The organism is Flavobacterium aestivum (assembly GCF_026870175.2).
GTDB lineage: Bacteria > Bacteroidota > Bacteroidia > Flavobacteriales > Flavobacteriaceae > Flavobacterium > Flavobacterium aestivum.
The window spans coordinates 3805116-3830534 of record NZ_CP113977.2 but is presented as its reverse complement, the minus strand read 5'-3'; the positions used below and the strand labels follow the sequence as shown (position 1 = coordinate 3830534).

Genomic DNA, 25419 nt, shown 5'->3' with positions numbered 1-25419 from the left:
TGTTCCTAACATATCCATTTCAAATTAGACTAGTCTAAATACGTCTGTATTTTCATAAAATTCTCTTTTTAGAAATTACTTAAACATTCTCCGTGGTGAAAAATAAATTCTTATACAAAAGCTTTGAGGATATAGTATCACTATATCCTAGCCATACAGCATTAGTAGAATCTAATGGCAATACGAGTTATGCATCTTTAAATTCATTTGCAAACCAGTTAAGTGGTTTGTTGTTAGACATTGGTCTGTCAGCAGATGATTCAGCAGGCGTATTATTATCCAGCGGAAAAGAGCTCATAGGAAGTTTATTATCTTGTCTGAAAACAGGAATCACCTATGTGCCCTTATCGAATGGTTTCTCGCAAGCACGAATGCAACAGGCAGTTTCAGAAACCTCGATGAAAGTATTAATTACTGATGATGCATCTTGGTCAGAGTTCCAAAGTCTGGGTATAAGTTATGAATTTAGTCATGTATTGGTATTTAAAGCCTCAGGATCTTCACTATTGGGAGATTTAGGACTAGGAAATTTAGATTTGATTTCGTTAGAAAAGACTAGTCTAGAAGTATACACCATAAGTGCATTGGGCGATTATGTAGTGTCAGATTATAGATTAGAGCACTACAGTGAAGAAAATATCAATGTTGATTATCCGGTTGATAACAGCAGTTACATTTTTTACAGTTCGGGAACAACAGGAAAATCGAAAGCGATAGTTGGGAATCAAGAGAGTATTTCACATTATGTGAACTGGCACAAAAACACATTTGGGTTTGATACTCAAAGCCGAGTAAGCCAAATCGCATCAGTAACTTTTGATGCAAGTTTAAAGGATATCTTGACGAGTTTAATTTCGGGAAGCAGTTTGTGCATTCCAGCAAAGAAAACACGAGAGAATATGGTTTTGTTGGCAGGCTGGTTATTAGAAGAAAAAGTGACCATTCTGCAAACCGTTCCATCCTTATTCAGGTTACTCACCAATAGTGTATTGGAACAAAATCTTTCTTTACAGAATGTAAAAGAAGTGGTTCTGGCTGGAGAGAAATTATACGGACGTGACGTAGAATTATGGCGTTCCATTTCAGGACATTCAGCCCGTATGAGTAATCTGTACGGACTAACGGAAACAACAGTTTTAAAAAGCTGTTACCATATTCCAAATGAAGATTTAGATCCCGGTACCGTTTTACCGGTTGGACAAGCGATCAGTAATACTTTAATAGCAGTCATTAATGGAGATGAAATTTGTAATGACGACGAAATTGGTGAAGTATATATCAAAAGTCCGTATGTAAGTAAAGGATACTTAGATCAGGAACTTACAGCAGCTTTATTTGTACAGAACCCATTGGTTACAGATCGAAAAGATTTGGTTTGCAAAACAGGTGATTTAGGTCGTTATGACAGCAATGGAAATTTAGAAATTCTGGGTAGAATAGACGATCAGATCAAACTTCATGGTGTACGAGTGGAGCTTGACGGCATTCGCAGTTCATTATTAAACCTAGAGGGAATAGGTCAGGTAGAATTAGTATTGCATACAGATACTACCGCAGATTCATTACTTTGTTATTACAGCGGAACAGAATACGGATCAGGAGAATTGCGTTTGCTTTTATCGGCTACCTTAGATCGCAGCAGCATTCCAGATTACTTTATTTATATCGAAGAATTTCCACTGACCTTAAATGGTAAAGTCGACAAACGTGCTTTACCAAAACCATCCGAATTATTACGAGGCAGTAATTACGAAGCACCAAATGGAGCAATCGAAACCTCATTAAGTACAATTTGGGCTGAACTATTGAGTGTTCCCCAAAGCAGTATTGGCAGAAACAATTCCTTCTTTGATCTAGGGGGGTCCTCTTTAAAAGCGATTCAGTTAATCTCAAGAGTGTATAAACAACACGAAGTGCAACTGAGTATAGGAGAGATCTTCAATCATTCGCAGTTAAAAGCGCAAGCCTTATTAATCTCAGCATCAAAAGGCGAAACGGTTTACAGTGCTATACAACAAGTGGCAGAACAGGAAGATTATGCATTGTCACATGCACAGCGTCGTTTATGGGTTTTAGAACAATTACAAGAAAACCTTACAGCATATAGTCGCCCGATAAGTTATGATATTCAGGGAGAATTAAATCTAGAAGCACTAACAGCAGCATTTATAAAATTAATTGAACGTCATGAGAGTCTGCGAACAATATTTATCTTAAAAGATGGCGAACCACGCCAATTGATAAAGCCTTCAAAAGATATCAATTTTGAAATTCCTGTCACAAGTTTACAGGATTCTCAAAATCAAGAAGTTTCGATTGAAAAAGTCTTAGCGGAACTAGCAGCTTCAACTTTTGATTTGTCTAAAGGACCTTTATTTAAAGCTGTCTTGTTGCAATTAGGCAAAGAACATCATCGATTGCTGTTTTCTATTCATCATATTATTTCAGATGCATGGTCGATGCAGGTATTGGTTCGTGATTTAATCAGTTATTATAATTCGATTGTTAAAGGCGATACCAAATCATTAGAAACATTACCAATTCAGTATAAAGATTATGCAGCCTGGCAGTTACAAACACTTTCAAAAGGAGAATTGGCTGATTCCCGCAATTATTGGTTAAAGCAATTAGGTGGAGAATTACCGGTTTTAGATATACCGTCAGATTACGTGCGTCCATCGGTGCAGACTTATAATGGTGCGCAGATTCAAGTTCAGTTTTCAGAACAAACCAGTCATGCTTTTAGAAATTATGTAAAAGAGCAGGACAGTACGCTCTTTATGGGATTTATCTCATTGACAAAAGCACTTTTGTATCGATACAGCGGTCAGGAAGATATTATTATAGGAACTCCGGTAGCAGGAAGAGACCATTCAGATCTTGAGAATCAAATTGGGTTTTATATCAATAATCTGGCATTGCGAACTCAATTTAAAGGGTCTGAGAGTTTTACAAGTCTGTTAAACTTAGTAAAAGAAACTTGTTTAGAAGGATATGAAAACCAATCCTATCCATTTGATTTATTAGTAGACGAATTGGATTTATCCAGAGATTTAAGCCGTTTCCCGTTATATGATGTTGCAGTTATCTTAGAAAGTGATGAGGCCTTATTAGAAGATACAGTAGAGATGGAAGGCTTGGCAGTTTCGTATATGCGTGTAGCTGTAGAAACAAGTTTGTATGATCTTACATTTTGGTTTAGAGAAAGTCCATTAGGAGAAATCAGTGTTCACATAGAATACAATACCGATATTTACAGCCATGAGCGTATTCAAAGATTAGGCGCTCATTTAGAAAAATTATTAGAAAGTGTAGTTGATGATAGTACAATATCGTTAGATAAATTATCATTACTAGATGCGGAAGAACAAAGAGAATTACTCGAAAACTATCAGGGAGAAATTGTATCCCAATCTGTAGATAAAACTTTGATTTCGTTTTTTGAATCTCAAGTAGATTTAAAACCAAATCAGACAGCACTACAATACGAAAACATCACGTTAAATTATCAGGAATTAGAAGAGCGTTCCAATCAATTAGCGCATTATCTGCAAACCAAACATAATATTGGCAAAGAAAGTATTGTGGGTATCATGCAGGACAGAAGTGAGAATTTAATAATCAGTATTTTAGGAATATTAAAAGCTGGTGCTGCATATCTGCCAATTGATCCTAATTACCCTGCAGATCGTGTAGAATATATGTTAAGTGATGGAAATGTTTCATTACTGCTTACAGATACAGAAGTATCAGGATACTTAGTGTCAAGCCTTAATATTATTGATATTCAGGAAGAATTAGGAACTTATCCAAAAACACGATTAAACGTATCACTAAATGGAGAAGATCTAGTATACATTATCTACACTTCAGGTTCTACAGGAAGACCGAAAGGTGTGATGATTAGGCATAACTCAGTGGTTAATTTGCTAAAATCAGTTATCGATATAGTAGGTGTTACAAATCAAGATAAGTTGCTGGCTATTACCACTTTTACATTTGATATTTCTGTACTGGAATTTTTTACGACATTATGTGTAGGTGGTTCAGTTCTGATTGCTCCAAGTGCAGTAATTACAGATCCTAGGTTGCTGTCTGCGATGATAGATGAAAATGAAGTTACTATTGTACAAGCCACACCAAGTGTATGGAATTTACTTTTAGAAACAGGTTGGAAGGCAACAACATCATTGAAAAGAATATCTGGAGGGGAATTTTTACCACTATCATTAGGAGCACGATTATTAGAAATGCCAGGACAACTTTATAATATGTTTGGTCCGACAGAAACAACAATTTGGTCAACATGCCAATATATTCAAAAAGAAACAGATTTAAACTCAATAGGAAAACCAATCTATAATACAACCCTTTATATATTGGATAAACTGGGACAAATTTTGCCTCATGGAATAACAGGAAATTTATTTATTGGGGGTAAAGGAGTTGCAAAAGGGTATACGGATAATGAATTAACAGCGAAAAAGTTTATAAAGAATCCACTTAATAATGATGAGATCATTTATGATACAGGTGATTTATGCCAATGGGATTTTAATGGAAGATTAATATATCTGGGAAGAGGCGATAGCCAAGTGAAACTTAGAGGATATCGTATTGAGTTGGGTGAAATAGAATCATTATTGCAAGCAGATTCGCAAGTAAACCAAGCAGTGGTAATCGTAAATGGAAATGATCTTTTAGGATATGTTACCGGAAAAGAAACTATTGATACAGACCATTTAAAGACACTACTTCGAGGTAAGTTGCCTGCTTATATGGTGCCTGCTCATATATTACAATTAGAAGAGTTCCCATTAACACATAATGGTAAAATTAGCAGAAAAAAACTAGCTGAAATTGATATTGAGCTAAGAGAAAGAGTACTTACAGCGCCACAAACGGTTACGGAAAAAGTACTGATGGAATTGTGGGAGTCGATATTAGGTGTTAAAGATATAAGTACTACAGATGATTTCTTTGAAATTGGAGGACATTCCTTAAAAGCAATTCAATTAATACTTAACATACATAAAAAATTAAATGTAGAGTTACGATTAAAAGATGTTTTCGAATACCCAAGACTCGTTGATTTAGCGGGTTGTATAGATCAGTCATATGTGAATCATTATAAAACGATTACTACTGTAGAAGTTAGTGATCGTTATGAATTATCGCATGCACAAAGAAGATTATGGATATTGGAACAATTTGAATCTCTGGGTTCAACAGCTTACAATATACAAATGAGTTATTGGTTGAATGGTAAAGTAAATATCGGTAATGTAACAGAAGCATTTAAATGTCTTATTGAGCGTCATGAAATTCTAAGAACCAATTTTAAAGAAATTGACGGAATTCCGTATCAGTTTGTTAGTGACATAAATACGATAGATTTCAGTGTTGATTATAACGATGTATCAAATGAAGAGAATGCAATAGAAATTGCAACTAATTTATCAAAAGAAGCAGCTTTTGCTTCATTTAATTTAGCAAGTGATCAATTATTAAGAGTGCAGATAAACAAAGTTGAAGAAGAAAGATACTTATTCATGCTTAGTATGCACCATATTATTACAGATGAATGGTCTATCAAAAACTTAATTACTGAGTTTTTAAGTATATACAATGCTTTACAACACAAAACAGAAATTAGTTTACAACCACTTTCAATTCAATATAAAGATTATGCTGCATGGCAATTACAAGAATTAGAAGGTGGCAATCTTAATGCACATAGAAATTATTGGTTGCAAAAATTTGAAGGAGATATTCCTTTGATAAATTTACCAATGGATGCACCAAAACCTTCCATAAAAACCTTCAATAGTACACAGTTTAAATATTCATTTGAACCAGAATTGGTTGCAAAATTCAGGTCATTATTAGTTGGAGAAAAAACGACTTTGTTCGCTGGAATCATGGCGATTACAAAAATGTTGGTTCATAAGTATACAGGTGAAAAAGATATTATAATCGGAACGGCAACGGCAGGAAGAGATCATTCGGATTTAGAGGATCAAATAGGGTTTTATATCAACGCATTACCATTAAGAACGTTATTAAACACAGAAGAATCTTTTACGGAGTTTTTAAAGAAAGTAAAAAATGTTGTTGTTGAAGCATTTGATCATCAAATCTACCCATTTGATTTATTAGTAGATGATTTAGGCTTTAACAGAGATTTAAGCAGATCGCCTTTATTTGATATAGCTGTTTTAATTCAAAACAAGGAAAATAGCGAGAAGTTGCCTGAAATGGAAGGGGTAAGTATTGAAGATCATTTACTTATCAATGAAAAGAGTAAAGTTGATGTTCGATTATTTTTTGTAGAAAGCGATAACGAAATTAATTTAAATCTAGAATACAATACCGATCTTTTTCTGGAAGAAAGAATGCAAAGATTCTGTGTACATTTTGAAGAATTGATTCGGGCAGTAGTTGAATTGCCTTCTCAAAAAATAAAAGAACTCAATTATATTACAGATAAAGAGCGTCAGCAATTACTATACGGATTTAATCAGGCGTCTTTTGAGTATGATGAAAAATTAACTTTAGTTCAATTATTCGAAGAACAAGTTGACAGAAGTCCTCATGCCATAGCGCTTCAAACTTCAACAAAATCATGGACTTACGAAGAACTGAATAATGCTGTTAATACGCTGGCAAAATCTTTACAAGAGCATTTCAATGTCTCTAAAGGGATGCATGTTGGTTTAATGGTAAATAGAAATGAATGGTTAATTATCGGGATGCTTTCTATTTTAAAAGTTGGTGCAGTTTATATACCAATAGATTCTTCCAGTCCGGCAGAACGAATAAAATACATCATATCTGACGCTAACATTTCATTATTGATTACTGAAAGTAGCATGATAAATCGTTCTTCAGATTTTATATCTAATGCGTTTAGTGTAGATGAAATTTATGAAGTTATCGAGAAACAAGAACAAAATATAGTACCAGATTACACAGCTGATGATTCAGCTTATGTAATTTATACATCAGGTTCTACCGGAAAACCAAAAGGAGTATTAGTATCTCATAAAAACTGTGTCAATATGGTTAAAAATGAGTATATTATATTCAAACCATCTGTAGAGGATAATGTGTTACAATTTGCGTCACCATCTTTTGATGCTTCGATTGCTGAGATTTTTATGGCGATTACTTCTGGCGCAAGTTTAGTCTTGGCAGATAATAAAATTTTAAAAGATGTCATTGCTTTAACAAGTTATTTAAAAGAGAAAAAAGTATCGATTGTGTTACTTCCTCCTGCATACTTAGCATCAATACCTGTAAATGACCTTTCGTTTTTACGATTAATAATTACGGCTGGAGATGTAGCAAACAAGCAAGTGGCAATAGATTATAGCAAAGAAGTAACATATATGAATTGTTATGGTCCTACAGAATGTGCAGTATGGGCAACAATGCATCAGGTTGAAGCTTCTGATCTCAAATATCAAAGATTGCCGATAGGAAAACCAATAGGCAATCTTCAGGTATACATTTTAAACGAATTTCTTCAACCGCAACCTATTGGAGTTCCAGGCGAAATGTACATTGGAGGTGTTGGTGTTGCTCAGGGGTATTTAAATAAAAACGAGCAAACAGAAATCAGCTTCTTGAAAAATCCTTTTGGCGCCGGAAAGATGTATAAGACAGGAGACTTGGCTTCATGGTATTCAAACGGTAGAATTGACTTTTTGGGTCGTATAGATACACAAGTAAAAATAAGAGGCTATAGAATAGAATTAGGAGAAATAGAAAATGTATTAAATAATCATCCTCAAATTGTTAATGCTGCGGTAATTACCCAAGGAGAAGGTCATGATAAGTATTTAATAGCATATTATGAAGGAGTACAGGATATTCCCGCTACAGAAATTCAGGAATATTTAAAAAACTTTTTGCCTGACTATATGATCCCAGCTCATCTAATTTATTTAGACGCATTACCAAAAAACAGTAGTGGGAAAATTGATAAAAAGGCATTGCCAAGCTATTTGGAAACAAAACCAAAAGAAATAGTAGTACCAAGAGACAAAATAGAAGCTGGGTTACTGGAAGTATGGCAAAATGTTTTAGGAATTCAAGAAATTGAAACTCAGGACAACTTCTTTACTATTGGAGGACATTCATTACGAGCAATCCAATTAATTTCACAATTGTTTAAAAAACTGGAAATCAAACTAGAACTGGAAGATATCTTTATAAATCCGGTTTTTGAGAGTCAGGTAGCTTTATTAAAAGCTTCTGATAAGACAAATTATCAAAAAATTGAAAGAGTTCCTGAGCAAGCTCTCTACAAACTTTCCTATGCACAACTAAGACTATGGTTGTTGGAACAATTTGAAGATGGAGTAGAAGCGGTACATAATATTCCTGTTACTTATTGGCTTCAAGGTGATCTAAACCTAGAAGCGCTAAATAAGGCATTTCTATTTGTAATAGAAAGACACGAGAGTTTACGAACATCGTTTATACAAGAAGAAGGAGAAGCGTATCAAAAAATAATAACGTCAGAAGAATGTTCATTTGAAGTTAGTCAAGAAGACGCTTCTAATGAATCAAACCCTAAAGAATACGCGCAAAACAAAGCACTGGAACTTTCCTTAATACCTTTCAGTCTGGATAAAGCACCATTAGTAAAGGCTCATATAATTAAAGTTGCTGATAACGAACATCTTTTCTTTTTGTGTGTTCACCATATTATTTTTGATGAAAGATCGATTCATGTTTTTGTTAAAGAAGTAATAGAAGGATACAAAGCATTTATAAAAAATGAACTTCCTGTATTGCCAGCGCTACCAATTCAATACAAAGATTATGCAGCATGGCAGGAGAAAGAATTGCAATCGGATCGATTATCAACGCACAGAGCCTACTGGTTAAATCAATTTGAAGATGAAATAGAAGTTTTAGGCTTACCAACAGATTTTCCAAGACCACCGGTACAAACATTTCACGGAGATCAGGTACATCTTAGTTTAAGCCCAGAAATAAGTAAGGCATTCAAAGCTTGTTTAGAGGCACAGGAAACTACACTTTACATGGGATTATTATCACTTGTAAAATCGTTATTGCATCGTTATACAGGACAAAATGATATTATTATTGGTTCGCCTTCAGCAGGAAGAGAACATCCGGATTTAAGAGACCAAATAGGGTTTTTTATCAATACGTTGGTATTAAGAACCAAGATTAGTGAGGACGAAACGTTTAATTCTCTTTCTAAAAAAGTAAAAAATAACGTCCTGAATGCATTCAAGCATCAAGTATATCCTTTTGATTTATTAGTAAATGAACTGCAGGTAGAACGAGACATGAGTCGTTCACCATTATTTGATGTAGTGGTAGTTTTAGAAAATTTATTGGATAAAAATGAAATACCGGAATTTGAAGGTCTTTCGGTTATAGATAACCAATTAGATGTACCGATAAGTAAAGTTGACTTGCGTTTTTACTTTATAGAAAACGAATCAAATATTTCGTTGACATTAGAATACAATACTGCTATTTATAGCAAACATCGTATGGAAAATTTATTAGGGCACTTAACGGCCTTAATGAATTCAGTAATCGAAAAACCATCGGTAGCAATAAATACATTAAACTATTTAACAGCACGAGAACAAAATTGGCTGCTTAATGAGCTCAATCAAAAAGCATTAGTATACGATAAAGACGAAACCTTAATAGATATTTTCGAGCAACAAGTAACAGCAACGCCTGATAGCATAGCTCTTGAGTTTGAAAATAAAACGTTTACTTACAAGCAGCTTAATGAACAAGCAAACCAATTAGCACATCATTTGCGTGATGAATATAATGTAACAAGAGGAGATGTTGTTTCCTTGATGGTAGAGCGCAACGAATGGCTTATCATAGGGTTCTTAGGAATCTTAAAATCCGGAGGAGTATATCTGCCAATGGATTCTGGTAATTCAGGTGAACGAAACAATTTTATCTTATCAGACGCAAATAGCAAAATACTCATCACAGAATCGTTAAACATATTTAATGTTAGTGATTTTACAGGAAGTTTATTTGCGATTGATGTAGAGTTTGATATGTTGAAAACTTCAACCGAGAATCCTTCAAAGGTAAACGAGGCATTAGACTTATCTTATATTTATTATACTTCTGGATCTACCGGAAAACCAAAAGGAGTTATGCTTCAGCATCGTAATGGTGTACATATGGTGTATAATCAAAGAGAAGAATTTAAGGTAACAACAGCAGATGCTGTTATTCAATTCTCGTCAATGATTTTTGATGGATCTGTATTTGAATTCTTTTTGGCATTGGCAAATGGAGCACGCTTAATAGTTGCGAAAAACAATATCATCAAAGATGCAGTTCAGTTAGTCAAATTCATGGCTGCAAAAGAGGTAACAATAGCGGTTTTGCCAGCAGCTTATTTTTCTTTGATTTCTGTTGAGGAATTGAAATTTTTAAGAAAAGTGTTATCAGTTGGAGATGCCATAAACAAAGATCAGGCAATAAAAAGTAGTGCTGTTACGGATACCTATAATGGTTATGGCCCAACAGAATGCGCAGTTTGGACAAATGTTTATAAAGTTAGAGCTGAAGATAATCAAAGAGTTAGATTGCCAATAGGTGAAGCTATCAGTAATGTTCAAGTTCATATTCTTGATGGATTATTAAATTTAGTTGGAGAAGGAATTCATGGAGAAATTTGTATTTCAGGCGAAGGAGCAATTGCCAAAGGATATTTAAACAGAGAAGAATTATCTAATGAGAAATTTGTGAAAAATCCTTTTGGTAAAGGAACCATGTATCGAACAGGAGACAAGGGAGTACGTTTACCGGATGGGAATATTGATTTCTTAGGACGTATAGATAATCAGGTAAAAATTAGAGGATATCGTATAGAATTAAATGAAATAGACAAAGTAATTAAATCACATCCTCTGGTAATCGAAACATTGGTTACCACACATGTTACGGAAAATGATACCGCTTTGGTCGCTTATTATACCGCTACTGAAGATATTAATATCACAGAAGTTAAGGACTTTATGGGAACCTTCCTGCCTAATTATATGATTCCACCATATCTAATTCAATTAGCAGATTTTCCATTAAATTCAAGTGGTAAAATTGATAAAAAGAAACTGCCTGAACCGGAAATAAAATTAGATTCGGCATATGTAGAACCAAGAAATGCTATAGAAGAAAGCTTAGCACAAATTTGGAAAGAAGTCTTAAACAAAGAAAGAATCGGGATTGAAGATAATTTCTTTGAATCTGGAGGGCATTCATTAAAAGCAATTCAATTAATAACCAAAATTTATAAAGTACATCAAGTACAATTAAACATTGGGGACATCTTCAATAAGCCTAAGTTAATAGAGCAAGCGTTATTAATTTCGAATTCAGATACGACAAGTTATTTTTCTATTCCAAAAGTGAAAGAAGAAGAAAACTATCCGCTATCGGCAACACAGCTTAGAACCTGGTTACAGGTAGAACAATTACAAAACGCAATAACCCATAATGTACTTACGAGTTACAACCTAGTTGGATCATTTAATAAAGGAGCTTTTGAATTTGCTTTTCAGCAATTAATAGCACGTCATGAAAGTTTGCGTACTGTATTTGAGCTTGTAGACGGATCACCAAGACAACGTATTATAGACGCTGGCGACATTCTATTTGAAATAAAATACGCAGATGTTTCTAAAGAAAATGAAGCTACAAAACAAGCACAGAAAGCAGAACTTTCGGGTAAAGTATTTAGCTTAGATACAGCGCCGTTATTCAATATTGACATCTTAAAGCATGATGAAAACAAGCATGAGCTATTGCTAGCCATGCATCATATCATTTCTGATGAATGGTCAATGCAAGTAATGGTACGAGATCTGGTATTATTGTATAATGCAGCTGTAAAAGGAATTACAAGCAATTTAGAGCCTTTAGCAATTCAATACAAAGATTACACCGCTTGGCAATTAGCAGAATTAAGTGGTGATAAACTTTTGGAACATAAGGAATATTGGATGCAACAATACCAAGGAAATATTCCTATGCTGAATCTCGCTTCAGACAGGCAACGTCCTGAAATCATGAACCATGAAGGAGCGCAATACTATTTTAAACTTGATGAAACGATAAGTTCAAAACTAAAAGAATTGGTCAAAGCTCAGGGAGCAACCTTATTCATGGGCGTACTTTCTTTAGTAAAAACAATATTGTATCAATATACAGGTCAGCAAGATATTATCATTGGAACTCCTGTAGCCGGAAGACAACACCCGGATTTAGAAGATCAAATAGGATTGTACCTAAACACATTGGCGCTGCGATCAAGATTTTCTGGAGAAGAAGGATTCAACGCATTGTTAAGTGAAGTTAAAAAAGTAAGCTTAGAAGGATTCAATCATCAGATATATCCTTTAGATATGCTCATTGAAGATTTATGCATATATCCACCAAAAAATAGAGGTGCTTTATTTGATGTAGTAGTGATATTGCAAAATGTGCAACTCAATCTTTTAGAAGGTGTTGAAATGGAAGGGTTGGAAGTTTCAGCAGAAGGAGAAGACTTAAAAATAAGTAAAGGTGACTTGCGATTCCAGTTCATGGATCAAGGTAATTTCCTTGATGGAACAATAGAATACAGTACTGAATTATATGATGAAGAACGTATTGCCCGTATGGTAACGCATATGAAAAATCTGTTAACAAACATTGTAGAAACTCCAGAGCAGCCATTAAAAGAAATTCAGTACTTAGAAGATACAGAGGCAGAAAAATTACAAGGGTTCGAAAAAACAATACAAAAAGAACAGCCACAATATATTCATAAAACTTTTGAAGGAATTGTAGAAGCATATCCTGAAAAGGAAACATTAAGGCTTGAAGGAATTTCGTATACCTATCAACAAATTAATGCATTCAGTAATCAAGTAGCGCATTTATTAGTTGATCTTACAATACAACCAGAAGATACTGTTGGTGTATTACTATCATCAGGGAAAGAATTAACAGGAACACTAATGGCGTGTTTGAAAACAGGTGCAACTTATGTTCCGATGGCTGTAGAGTTTTCAAAAAGCAGAATCGAGCAAGTGTTTTCAGATACAAGCATGACAACTTTAGTAGCGTCTAAAAATGAGTATGAAGCGTTAAAAGGCAAAGTTGATATTTCTCAAACAAAGCTTGAAAAGATAGTATTGTTTTCTGAAAATGGAATATTGACAGTTTATGAATTAAAATCTTCAGGTGATTACGTATTGTCTGATTATAGCTTAGAGTATTACAGTGAAGAGAATATAGATATTGATTATCCGGTTGATAACAGCAGTTATATATTTTACAGTTCGGGAACAACAGGAAAATCCAAAGCGATAGTAGGAAATCAGGAAAGTATTTCACATTATATCAATTGGCACAAAAACACATTTGGATTTGATACCGAGAGTCGTGTAAGCCAAATAGCATCAGTAACTTTTGATGCAAGTTTAAAGGATATCCTGACGAGTTTAATTTCGGGAAGCAGTTTGTGCATTCCAGCAAAGAAAACGCGAGAGAATATGGTTCTGTTGGCAGGTTGGCTATTAGAAGAAAAAGTGACCATTCTGCAAACCGTTCCATCTTTATTCAGACTACTGACCAATAGTTTATTGGAACAAAATCTATCTTTAAAAGAAGTAAAAGAAGTAGTTCTGGCTGGAGAAAAATTATACGGACGTGATGTCGAATTATGGCGTTCTATCTCAGGACATTCAGCCCGCATGAGTAATTTGTACGGACTTACGGAGACAACAGTTTTAAAAAGCTGTTATCATATTCCAAATGGAGATCTAGATCCAGGAACCGTCCTACCAGTTGGACAGGCAATCGATAATAGCATGATAGCCGTAATCAACGATAGCGGACTCAGTATGTGGGGAGAAATCGGCGAAGTGTATATCAAAAGTCCATATGTAAGCAAAGGATATTTAGATCAGGAACTTACAACAAACTTATTTGTGCAGAATCCATTGGTTACAGATCGCAAAGATTTGGTTTGCAAAACAGGAGATTTAGGTCGTTACGACAACAACGGAAACTTAGAAATACTGGGCAGAATAGACGATCAGATCAAGCTTCATGGGGTAAGGGTAGAGCTTGACGGAATTCGCAGTTCCTTATTAAACCTAGAAGGAATAGGTCAGGTAGAACTAGTATTGCACACGGATAATACCGCGGATTCATTGCTTTGTTATTACAGCGGAACAGAATACGGATCGGGAGAATTGCGTTTACTTTTATCAGCAACCTTAGACCGCAGCAGCATTCCGGATTACTTTATTTATATAGAAGAATTTCCACTGACTTTAAACGGAAAAGTAGACAAACGTGCTTTACCAAAACCATCCGAATTATTGCGAGGCAGTAATTACGAAGCGCCAAACGGACCAATCGAAACCTCACTAAGCAGCATTTGGGCAGAACTATTAAGCGTACCCCAAAGCAGTATTGGCAGAAACGATTCCTTCTTTGATTTAGGAGGATCGTCTTTAAAAGCGATTCAGTTAATCTCCAGAGTATACAAACAACATGAAGTGCAACTGAGTATAGGAGAGATTTTCAATCATTCCTCTTTAAAAGCGCAGGCATCATTAATAGCGGAATCAAAAGGAGATACCATATACAATCCTATTAAACAAGTAGCAGAACAGGATGATTATGCACTTTCACATGCACAGCGCCGTTTATGGGTGCAAGAAATGCAACAACAAAAAGGTGAAAGCACGTATAATATATTTATGCGCTACCAAATGGAGGGTAGGCTTCAAATAGAAAAACTAAAAGAAGCTTTTGACCAAATCATAAGTCGTCACGAAAGTTTAAGAACCATCTTTGTTTTGAAAAATGGTGAGCCAAGACAAAAAATTCTGTCGATGAAGGAGCAATCTTTTGAATTGGAATTTGCAGATCTTCAGACAATAAAAGAAAATGCATCAATCATAGATCAAGAAGTACAAAATCATGCCTATCATCCTTTTGATCTTCAAAATGGACCATTGATGAAAGTAAAACTTCTGAAGTTAGATTCAGAAAATCATATGTTGTTGTTTGCAACGCATCATATTATTTCAGACGAATGGTCATTACAAATTTTGGTCAAAGAAGTATTGTCGGTTTACAATGCATTATCAGAAAATGAAGAACCAAATTTATTACCATTAACAGTTCAGTATAAGGATTACGTAGCTTGGAAAGAAAATGAATTGTCAGTAAATGGTATTAAAAATCATCGTGAATTTTGGATGAAAAAATTGCAAGGAGAAATTCCTGTTTTACAGATCCCTACTGATTTTCCACGACCAGCAATACAGACTTTCAACGGATCAGAATTGCACTTTGAGTTTCCTGTTGATGCAGCATTGAAGTTTAAGCAATTATTGCAAGAACATAATGCAACTCTATTTATGGGATTAATGGCCATAGTAAAAACGATTCTATACCATTATTCCGGACAAGAAGATATCATTGTAGGAACACCAATAGCAGGAAGAGAGCACCCGGATCTGGAAGGGCAAATAGGCTATTATCTAAATACACTGGCGTTGCGCAGTAAACTTGATCCTACACTGAAATTTGTTGATTTTCTTTCAGAGATAAAGAAAACGTCAATAGATGCTTTTGAACATCAGGAATATCCATTTGATATGCTTATTGATGACTTAAAATTAAAGAAAGATTTAAGCAGAAGCCCTTTATTCGATGTCGTAATGATTCTTCAGAATGTTGATTTACACAGAGAGTCAGATTTAGAGATGAAAGGCATTACCGTAAATCCTATGAAAGAGCCTATGAATATTAGTAAAAGTGATCTTAGATTCCAGTTTGCTGATTTAGGAAATACAATAATGGGAACTATAGAATATAATACTGATTTATTCAAAAAAGAACGTATAGAACAACTCATAGAGCATTTAAAAAGCTTAATAACTCTTGTGAGTACAGATTCACAACGTTGCATAATAGACTTTGATTTTTATACAGATTCAGAGCGTCAAGAAGAACAACTGGCTACAGATTTTTTTGCTTCTAATATTAGTAAAGACTTCTAACATAATTAATAATCTACTAACACTAAAATTAAACCTAATGAATAGAAATATTATTGGTATATCAGCTTTTTACCATGATTCAGCATGTTGCATAATTCAAAACGGAAAGCTAGTAGCTGCGGTACAGGAAGAACGATTTTCAAGAAAAAAAAATGATCCGGATTTACCGGTAAACGCTTTCATGTATTGCTTAGATCAAGCAGGGATAAGTATTGCGGATATTGATTGTATCGCTTATTATGAAGATCCGTTTAAAAAATCGGAGCGACAATTGTGGAGTGGAAGTAATCAAATTTCTGCAGATTCAATTTATGAAATAGATCCAAACCACGTCATCCAACAAATTCGCAAAGAATTAGGGTATGATGGACCAATCAAAATTTACGAGCATCACCAATCACATGCCGCAAGTGCTTTTTATTTCTCTGGGTTTGACTCGGCAGCTATCTTAACAGTAGATGGAGTAGGAGAATGGGCTACTACAACTTATGGAGTAGGAAAAAATAACAAAGTTGAGATATTCGAAGAAGTAACATTCCCAGATTCACTAGGACTGCTTTACAGTACTATAACTAGTTATTTAGGATTCGAAGTAAATGGCGGAGAGTATAAAGTTATGGGATTGGCGCCTTATGGGGAAGACAAGTATTTAGCGCAAATGCACGAGCTTCTGAATATGGAAGAAGATGGTAAGTATAGTTTAAACTTAAAATATTTTGACTTTTTACGCGGAGAACGCATGTATTCTGATGAATTGCCAAAACTATTTGGAATACCCGTAAGAGAGAAAAACACAAAAATGTTGCAACACCATATGGATATTGCAAAAAGTTTGCAGTGTTTCTTAGAAGAAACGCTTATCAAAATGGCAAACTATCTGTATGAAAAAACGGGAGAAGAAAATTTATGTATGGCTGGCGGAGTTGCTCTGAACTGTGTAGCAAATGGTAAAGTTTTAAAAAATTCTCCTTTCAAAAAACTATATGTACAACCAGCAGCAAATGATTCGGGTTGTGCATTAGGGGCAGCAGCATTAGCATACACAGAACTATATCCTGAAGAAAAAATTGAATCGCTAAAAAATGTGTATTTAGGGCCATCCTATTCAGGAAAAGAAATAGAAAACCTTTTAGGCGCAACATCTTTATTATATGAAGATTGCAGAGCAGAAGGAGATACACTTGTAAAAGCAGCTCAAAAATTAGCCGAAGGAAAAGTAATTGGCTGGTTCAACGGAAGAATGGAATTTGGACCAAGATCATTAGGAGCGCGCTCTATCTTAGGAGATCCACGCGTGCCAGACATGAGAGATCGCATCAACGCAATGGTAAAAAAGAGAGAAGGTTTCAGACCTTTTGCACCAGCAGTTTTAGAAGAAAAAATGTATGACCACTTTGATATAGATCATCCATCTCCTTTTATGCTAGAAACATGTCAGGTAAAATCAACAATAGATATGCCGGCAATTACACACGTAGACAATTCTGCCAGAATTCAATCTGTAAATGATTTTGATAATCCAAGGTTTGCACAATTAATTCGTGAATTTGATAAAATTACAGGTTGTCCAATTTTGCTAAACACATCTTTTAATATAAAAGATGAACCAATAGTTTGTACGCCGGAAGACGCTTTGGTGTGTTTTATTACTACAGATATCGATTGTTTAGTGCTGGGAGATTTCATTATAAGTAAAGAAGGAAATGAAATTACAATGCTTGAAATGATTAATAATAACTTCACTGAAAGAGGACGTTTCGAGTTAAATCCCAACGTTTACACATTCATTTAATCCATAAAAGAGAAAAAATCATGTCAAGACCTTCAGAATTACATAAAGCAATAGCTAGTGACTTAGCAGCATTATTACCTATTACAGACGAAAATCAACAAAAAGCGTTTGACTTAATGGAAAAGTTAGGATATACAAATCCGGGAAAATCCAAGGAAGAAACTATCGCTGAAGATCTTTCCTCATCACATGTAGGTATTTACAAACTAGAAATAAAAGACGGTAAAAAATATTATCAAAGAGATATTTTACTAAAAGACAGATGGAGTTATTTTGCAGATGTACAAACCATTCTGCCTAAATCTGATAAAAAGCGTATAGTACTATTAGGAGAATCAGTAACCAGAGGATTCCTATTAGATCCGGAATATACACCGGCAATTGTATTAGACCAATTGTTAAATTCAAATAAAGAACAATTTGGATACGAAATAATAGATTTAGCCGAAACCAATCTGGGAATGGAAGGAATCAAAGAAAGATACACAGAATGCATGGCGCTAGAGCCGGATATGGTGGTTTTTCTGGCAGGGAATAACTGGAGAGAAGATTTATTAGTTTCTATTGGTAACAGTCAGGAAAAGCAAACAGCCTTACAAGAATTAACCCAAACAGGAGACGGAATTGCAATAGCAAAACCGCTAATTGAAGACTATTTTGCGAATATAGTAGATGACTTTTTAGCTTATGTAGGAAGCGTTGCAAATAAGAATAAAGTTCCTGTATTGTTTGCCATTCCAGAATTCAACCTATTAGATTGTAGAAGCACACCGGGAGAACGAGTAGTCTCGGAATTGCCATATGAAAAATTAAAAAATTGGATTGAAGCCAAAGAAAGCGCAGAAGAAAACCTTGCATCAGGCGATATACAAACCTGTATGGCGCTAGCTAAAAAAATGGTAGAAATTGATCCAAGTCATCCTTACGGATTTGAACTATTGGCAGATTGCAGTATCAAAAACGAGGAGTACAAAGAAGCCAGACATTATTTAGAAATGGCAAGAGATACAGCTCTTTTTTGCAGAACCAATAGTAAGCCAAGAACTTTTAAGATAGTTCAGGAAACAATATTGGTAAAAGCAGCAAGCTATGGAATTGATGTTGTGGATTTACCGGCTATTTTTAAAGCACATTTAGGAGGGAAAGTTCCGGGAAGAGACTTATTCTTAGATTATTGTCATTTTAGCGTTGCAGGAATTCAAGTGGCTATGGATGCTGTTTACAAAAAAGTGCTTCGGGAGTTTAATGACACCAGAGAAACACATAAAGATGTAAAAACAATCATTCCTTCAAACGAAGTATTAGCATTAGGACACTTATTTGCTGCAATACATAATGCCCATTGGGGACAATCGTATGATATTCTATTGTATCATTGTTCAGAAGCATTGTCAAAATCGAAAGATATTGCAAAAACAATGGTGTATTACTGTGACATGATTAGTAGGGGAGCGGCCAATAACGTTTGTAAATCACTGGAAAAAATATTGGAAGACAATACAAAACTAGACCGATATGTACATGCGTTGGTTCCAGCAAGAAACATGAAAAACATGGAGCTTGAGTTAGTAGATGCTATGACGGCAGTATTAAAATCTAACGGAGTTGATATAACCAACTACTTATTAAAAATACGTTTAGACGATCATAATATCAAAAACAGACGAATCAATTTGTTGCAGAACTATTACTATGCAACTTCTTATGATGAATATCAAGGACAAAAAACTGCTTTTCTGCAAGCAAGAGATAACAAATCTGATTTTTTTGTTGTAGCAGATGCTAAAACGAAAGCGCAGTTGTCTATATCCTTACGAATACCCGGAGTCATAAATGAAAACAATGATGTAGCAACACTATATGTAAATGATAGAGAAGTAGAAGCATTGTCTGTTGGAAATAAATGGCAAACACACAACATAGAAATTCCGGTTGATTTTCTTAAAAACGGAATGAATGTATTCAAAATAAAATGGCCAATAGTGGCTACAAACAGAGAGTTACAGGGCAAAGATTCTTCTACGACAATATTAGATGCTGCTTTTCGTGTTTTTGGAGAAATTTCGAACATGACAGTTTCAGGAGTGTAGTTTTATTATAACGATAACAAGTGTCATAACAGCAGGACTTACCAATTTTAAAAATTATGTGTGGAATAAGTGGAATTTATAATTTCGACAGAGAACGTATTGCAAGAGAGGATATTATTATTAACATGACCGATAAAATACAGCATCGAGGACCGGATGATTCGGCCTGTTATGTAGATGGTCATGTAGGGCTCGGATTTGTACGACTAAGTATCATTGATTTAAGTCATGGAATGCAGCCTTTTTTTAGTCCAGATAAATCTATCGTATTGACCTGTAATGGAGAAATCTATAACTACAAGGAATTACGTTCTAAGATGGAAGCTAAGGGACATATCTTTAAAACGAATTGTGACATCGAAGTACTTGTTTATCTGTACATGGAGTATGGTGTAGATTTCTTAAATATGATTAACGGCCAGTTTGCTTTTTGTCTTTATGATAAAAAGAAAGAAATACTGTTTATGGCTAGAGATCATTTTGGAATTTGTCCTTTATTCTATGCAAATCTGGACAATGCCTTAGTGTATGGTTCAGAAATAAAAGCAGTTTTAGAACATCCGGACGTTTCCAGAAGAATAGATTACAAAGGATTGGATCAGATTTTTACATTTCCGGCAAATATTGCCCCAATTACATTTTTTGATGATGTAAAAAGTCTTGAACCAGGGCATTATGCAATACTGAGAAACAATAAGTTAGAAACAAAAGAGTATTGGAATCTTGACTACCCGACAGCAGATTACGATTATGGTCAAAAATCCGAAGAATATTATATAGAAAACTTAAATGATTTACTCTTAAAGTCTATACAATATCGCTTAAACGCAGATGTACCTGTTGGATTCTATCTAAGTGGCGGATTAGATTCATCTTTAACTGGCGGAATGATGCGACATTTAGATAAAAGTAAAGAATTCAACTCTTTCTCTATTTGTTTCTCTAATGTTGAAAATAAGGACATTAATGAGCAACGTTATCAAAGATTATTAAGTGAGCAAATAAATTCAAGACACAACGAAATAGAATTTGGGTGGGATGATTTTGAAACCAAATTACGAGATGTAATTTATTATTCTGAATCTCCGCTAAAAGAAACCTATAATATTTGTTCAATTGCTTTATCCGAAAGAGCAAAACGCGAAAAAATTAAAGTAGTCCTTTCTGGAGAAGGAGCTGATGAATTATTTGGAGGATATGCAGGCTACAAATTCGACGGAAGACGCGAAGGAAACATAGGTTACAAAGACTTAGAGCACTTAAGAGAAGATGAGGTTCGAAAAAAACTTTGGGGAAATCCAGATTTCATTTATGAAAAAAATGAAAATGTATTCAGAGAAAGCAAACAAGCCATTTATTCATCACTTTTAAACAAATCGTATCAGGATTTTGATTGCTTACAAGAGCCGGCTATTGATCACACACGTATCAAAGGAAGACATCATTTTCATCAGCGTTCTTATGTAGATTTCAAACTACGTTTAGGAGGGCACTTAATAGCAGATCATGGAGATCGTATGACGTTGGCAAATAATGTAGAAGGTCGCTATCCGTTTTTAGACATAGATCTTATCAATTTTGTAAAAACAGTGCCACCATCATTAATGGTGAAAAACATGGAAGAAAAGTACATACTTAAAAAAGTAGCCCAAAAGTACGTGCCTTCCCAGATAATCAATCGTGAAAAATTTGGATTCGTAGCGCCAGGTAGCCCACAATTATTAAAAACAAATAGTGAATGGATAAATGATTTATTGTCTTATGATCGTATCAAAAGGCAAGGTTATTTTAATCCGGATACTATAGAGCGTCTTAAAAAAATGTATAGCAGAGATGGTTTTATACTAAATCCTCCTTACGATTTAGACTTACTCATCATTGTATTGACATTCAATATGTTTATTGACATTTTTGATGTTCCAAATGCTTAATAAATTAAATCCTTCTACTTAAAACTAATACTAAATGAAATTTATCAATACATTATTAAGCAAATCCAAAAAGGCTTTTGTCTTTATGTTTATTTTAGGAATCTTCAACAGTATTCTTAATGCGGGATTATTAATTTTTATCAATAATACAATAATAAAACAACCCATTCCATTCTTTCCAAAATATGATTGGGCCCTTTTTATCGCAATCATTCTGGCATCGCTGGTATGTTCTCGTTTCTTTCATACTTATATGATTAAGTTGACTAATAACTTATTATTTGATTTTGAAATTATGATTCTAAAAAAACTGCGTATAGCATCATACCAGGATTTTGAAGAAATAGGAAATGAAAAAATATATACAGCAATCAATGATACAAAAGTATTAGGAAGCGTTCCCGAAGTATTCATGAATGCGTTTAACTCATTGATTGTAATCTTATGTTGCTTTGGATATTTATTTTATATCTCTCCAATAGGGGCCAGTTTAGTAGTTGCTACAATGGTAGTTTTATTGGTTTTTTACTTGGTGAGAAACAATGCTATTGAAAAGGACTTAAACGAACGAAGAGATTTGCAAAATACATATTACCGCTATTTAGCAGATATGCTACACGGTTTCAAAGAACTAAAAATGGGCATTACACGAAGCAATAATATCTTCGATAAATTCTTAGTACATAATAGATTAAAAGGAAAAAATATAGGCATAGATACCTCTATAAAATACATGGATAATGAGCTAACAGGATATTACAGCTGGTACATTATTCTAGGAATAGTCATGTTTGTATTGCCGGTTTATTTCAATATAAATGCTGAAAAAACAACCGCTTTTCTAGTAACAATTTTATACCTTATTGGGCCTGTGGCGGTTTTAATTACATTAATTCCAACTTACACCATGGTAAAAATTTCGGCTCAGCGCTTAAATCTAATCGAGCAAATGCTTGACCCAATTCGGGATAGAATCGTTCCAAGTAAGTTAAGTAACGTAGAGCCATTCGAGGAAATTAAATTTGAAAATGTAACCTACTTCTATAATGATGAAGAGAAAAACCAAAAGTTTTATTTGCAGCCAGTAAATCTTACGATCAAAAAAGGAGAAATCATATTCATAACCGGAGGGAATGGTAGTGGTAAAAGCACATTTGGGAACATACTTACAGGATTATATAAGCCATATGAAGGTCGTATATATTTTAATGATCAAAAAATTGATTCAAGTCAGTTAATGTATTACAGTGATAAAATATCAGCAGTCTTTACAACAAACTATATCTTCAGTGAAAACTATGATGAATTTGAATTGAAAGAAGATAAAGGCAAATTAAAAGCACATGTAGATATGATGAAAATGCAGGATGTACTTCACTTAGATGAAGAACGAAATGTATTTGATAAAAATTTATCAAAAGGACAACAAAAAAGATTGGCATTAATCTATGCATTGTTAGAAGATAAAGATATCATCGTATTAGACGAATGGGCAGCAGAGCAAGATCCTGGATTCAGAAAATATTTTTATGAAGAAATATTGCCACAACTTAAAGAACAAGGAAAAACAATCATAGCCATTACCCATGATGATGAATATTTTGACAGAGCCACCAGGGTTATCAAGTTTAATTTCGGAAAAATTGTAAGTGACAAAAACAATTTCGCGCAATTTGTAGGTAGCACTGTAAATTAATTAGAAATAGGAACGTGACATGATGAATTTAGTTTGTTTACATTTTGCTGGAGGAAACAAATATTCCTACTATCCTTTTGAAGAGCATATCGATAAAAATATCAGTTTAATTACACTGGAACTTCCAGGAAGAGGAAAAAGATTTCATGAACCTTTACTGACAGATGTAAATGATATAGTAGATGATTTATTTGAGCAATTAAAAGAAAACGTATCAAAACCTTATGCCATTTTTGGACATAGCATGGGGGCAATGCTAACTTATTTATTGGCACATAAAATCGAGAAAAGTGGCTTTGAAAGCCCGGTTCATTTATTTGTTTCAGGTTGTAAGGCACCAAAAATTAATAGAAAACCTCCTTTTTATCATGATATGCCCAAAGAAGAATTTATTAATAAAATTAGAGGGATGGGAGGGTGCCCAGAAGAAATATTAGGAAATGATGAACTCATGGCACTTTTTGAACCTTCGCTAAGAGCAGATTTTAAGGCGATAGAAACGTATACATACATAGAACAAAATCCATTAAAAATACCTGTAACAGTCTTTATAGGAAACAAGGACAAAGTTACCTGGGAAGAAGCAAAAGCTTGGGAAGAAGAAAGCGTACATGCTATTGATATTAAGGAATTTGAAGGGAATCATTTTTTTATATTTCAGCACAAAAAAGAAATAACCGCTTTATTTAAATATTATTTAAAAACCAAAAAAACCATATTCAATAACTATTAAAACTAAAATTATGAACTTAAAAATTAAAACATTAGTAACAGCTTTAGTAACGCTATTTATTGTTTCTTCAGTAACAGCCCAAAAGAAAAAAGATCTGGATATTAAAACCAACTTAGTTTTAACTTATGCTGCTAAAGATCCAAAAGGAAATAAAGTACTGCTTCCGTTGGAAATCAAAGAAATGAATGACAAAAAAGTAACCTTAGCATATTCTATGATTAATGGAGAGAAAAAAATTTCCGGACAATGGGTTATTTCAAATGAAGGACTTAATTCAGGAACATATTTTAACTGGCAACCTTTAAATCCGGGAGAAGTAAGGATACTTCCTAAAGATCAAACTATTTTTTGTGTTTCAAAAAAGTTTTTTGATGAAATAAAAAGTAAAAAAACAGCAAAATATGATGATAAAAGTTTCGAATTGAAAAACTTGCCAAAAGGAAAAGAAATTAAAATTGATGGTAAAGAAGTAGATGCAATATATGTTGCTGAAAAAGGTGGCGAATCAAAATATTGGATTTTAAACAATAGAGATTTGCCTTTTATCATCAACTCTGCCGGAGGAGATGGGCCAGCATTTAAGCTTATAAGAGTAAACTAATAATTACACCAATACTACCAGAATATATCAGGAAATATGTTAGATATATTTTGAATAGATGCCAAAAGTCATACGAGTTTATTATGCAAACTTAAGTAAGCCGTTAAGCGATTTTGATTTTCAAAGGTATCTTAACCAAATGCCGCTATCTATTCAACAAAAAATTGGTCAGTATAAAAATTGGGAAGATGCACACACTTCTTTAATAGGGAGATTATTGCTTCTGTATGCCTTACAAGATATTGGCTTCCAGAAAAATAATCTTCCATTACTCACATGCAATCAATATGGTAAGCCTTTTATTTCTGGAAAGGTAGAAATTCCATTTTCAGAAAAGTATATAGCCCATATAGGGACTAAAGAACTATACAATTACCCAGTTGTTTTAATACAAAAACAATTTTCGTGAGGTTGAATATTCACAATTCAAGCTTCCTCAAAAAACAAAATCAGATCCTTTAAGAATATATTTTTTCACC

General features: G+C 34.0%; 8 protein-coding genes. All 8 read left to right on the top strand.

Translation table 11 applies throughout. The features are described from left to right. Positions 1–95: 95 nt before the first annotated feature. The 8 genes from OZP08_RS16300 to OZP08_RS16265 are packed head-to-tail and all read left to right on the top strand — an operon-like array spanning position 96 to position 25349. A complete protein-coding gene (locus OZP08_RS16300; RefSeq protein ID WP_281322344.1) occupies positions 96–16097 on the top strand; it encodes a non-ribosomal peptide synthetase in 16002 nt (5333 codons plus the stop codon). 37 nt (positions 16098–16134) lie between these two features. Next, positions 16135–17889, top strand: a complete 1755-nt coding sequence (locus OZP08_RS16295; protein ID WP_281322343.1) for a carbamoyltransferase family protein — start codon at positions 16135–16137, stop codon at positions 17887–17889. Positions 17890–17909: 20 nt separating this feature from the next. Then, a complete protein-coding gene (locus OZP08_RS16290; RefSeq protein WP_281322342.1) occupies positions 17910–19979 on the top strand; it encodes an SGNH/GDSL hydrolase family protein in 2070 nt (689 codons plus the stop codon). A gap of 56 nt (positions 19980–20035) precedes the next feature. Beyond that, positions 20036–21910: an asparagine synthase (glutamine-hydrolyzing) gene (asnB, locus tag OZP08_RS16285; RefSeq protein WP_281322341.1), complete on the top strand. Its 1875-nt coding sequence runs from the start codon at positions 20036–20038 to the stop codon at positions 21908–21910. A 34-nt stretch (positions 21911–21944) separates the two neighbouring features. Further along, on the top strand, positions 21945–23606 hold the full coding sequence (locus tag OZP08_RS16280) for an ATP-binding cassette domain-containing protein (RefSeq protein WP_281322340.1): 1662 nt from the start codon (positions 21945–21947) through the stop codon (positions 23604–23606). A gap of 19 nt (positions 23607–23625) precedes the next feature. Continuing rightward, positions 23626–24339, top strand: a complete 714-nt coding sequence (locus OZP08_RS16275) for a thioesterase II family protein (protein WP_281322339.1) — start codon at positions 23626–23628, stop codon at positions 24337–24339. A 10-nt stretch (positions 24340–24349) separates the two neighbouring features. After that, positions 24350–24940, top strand: coding sequence for a hypothetical protein (locus OZP08_RS16270; protein WP_281322338.1), 591 nt, complete (start codon positions 24350–24352; stop codon positions 24938–24940). A gap of 58 nt (positions 24941–24998) precedes the next feature. Beyond that, complete coding sequence (locus tag OZP08_RS16265) at positions 24999–25349, top strand: 4'-phosphopantetheinyl transferase family protein (RefSeq protein WP_281322337.1); 351 nt, start codon at positions 24999–25001, stop codon at positions 25347–25349. Positions 25350–25419: the final 70 nt, after the last annotated feature.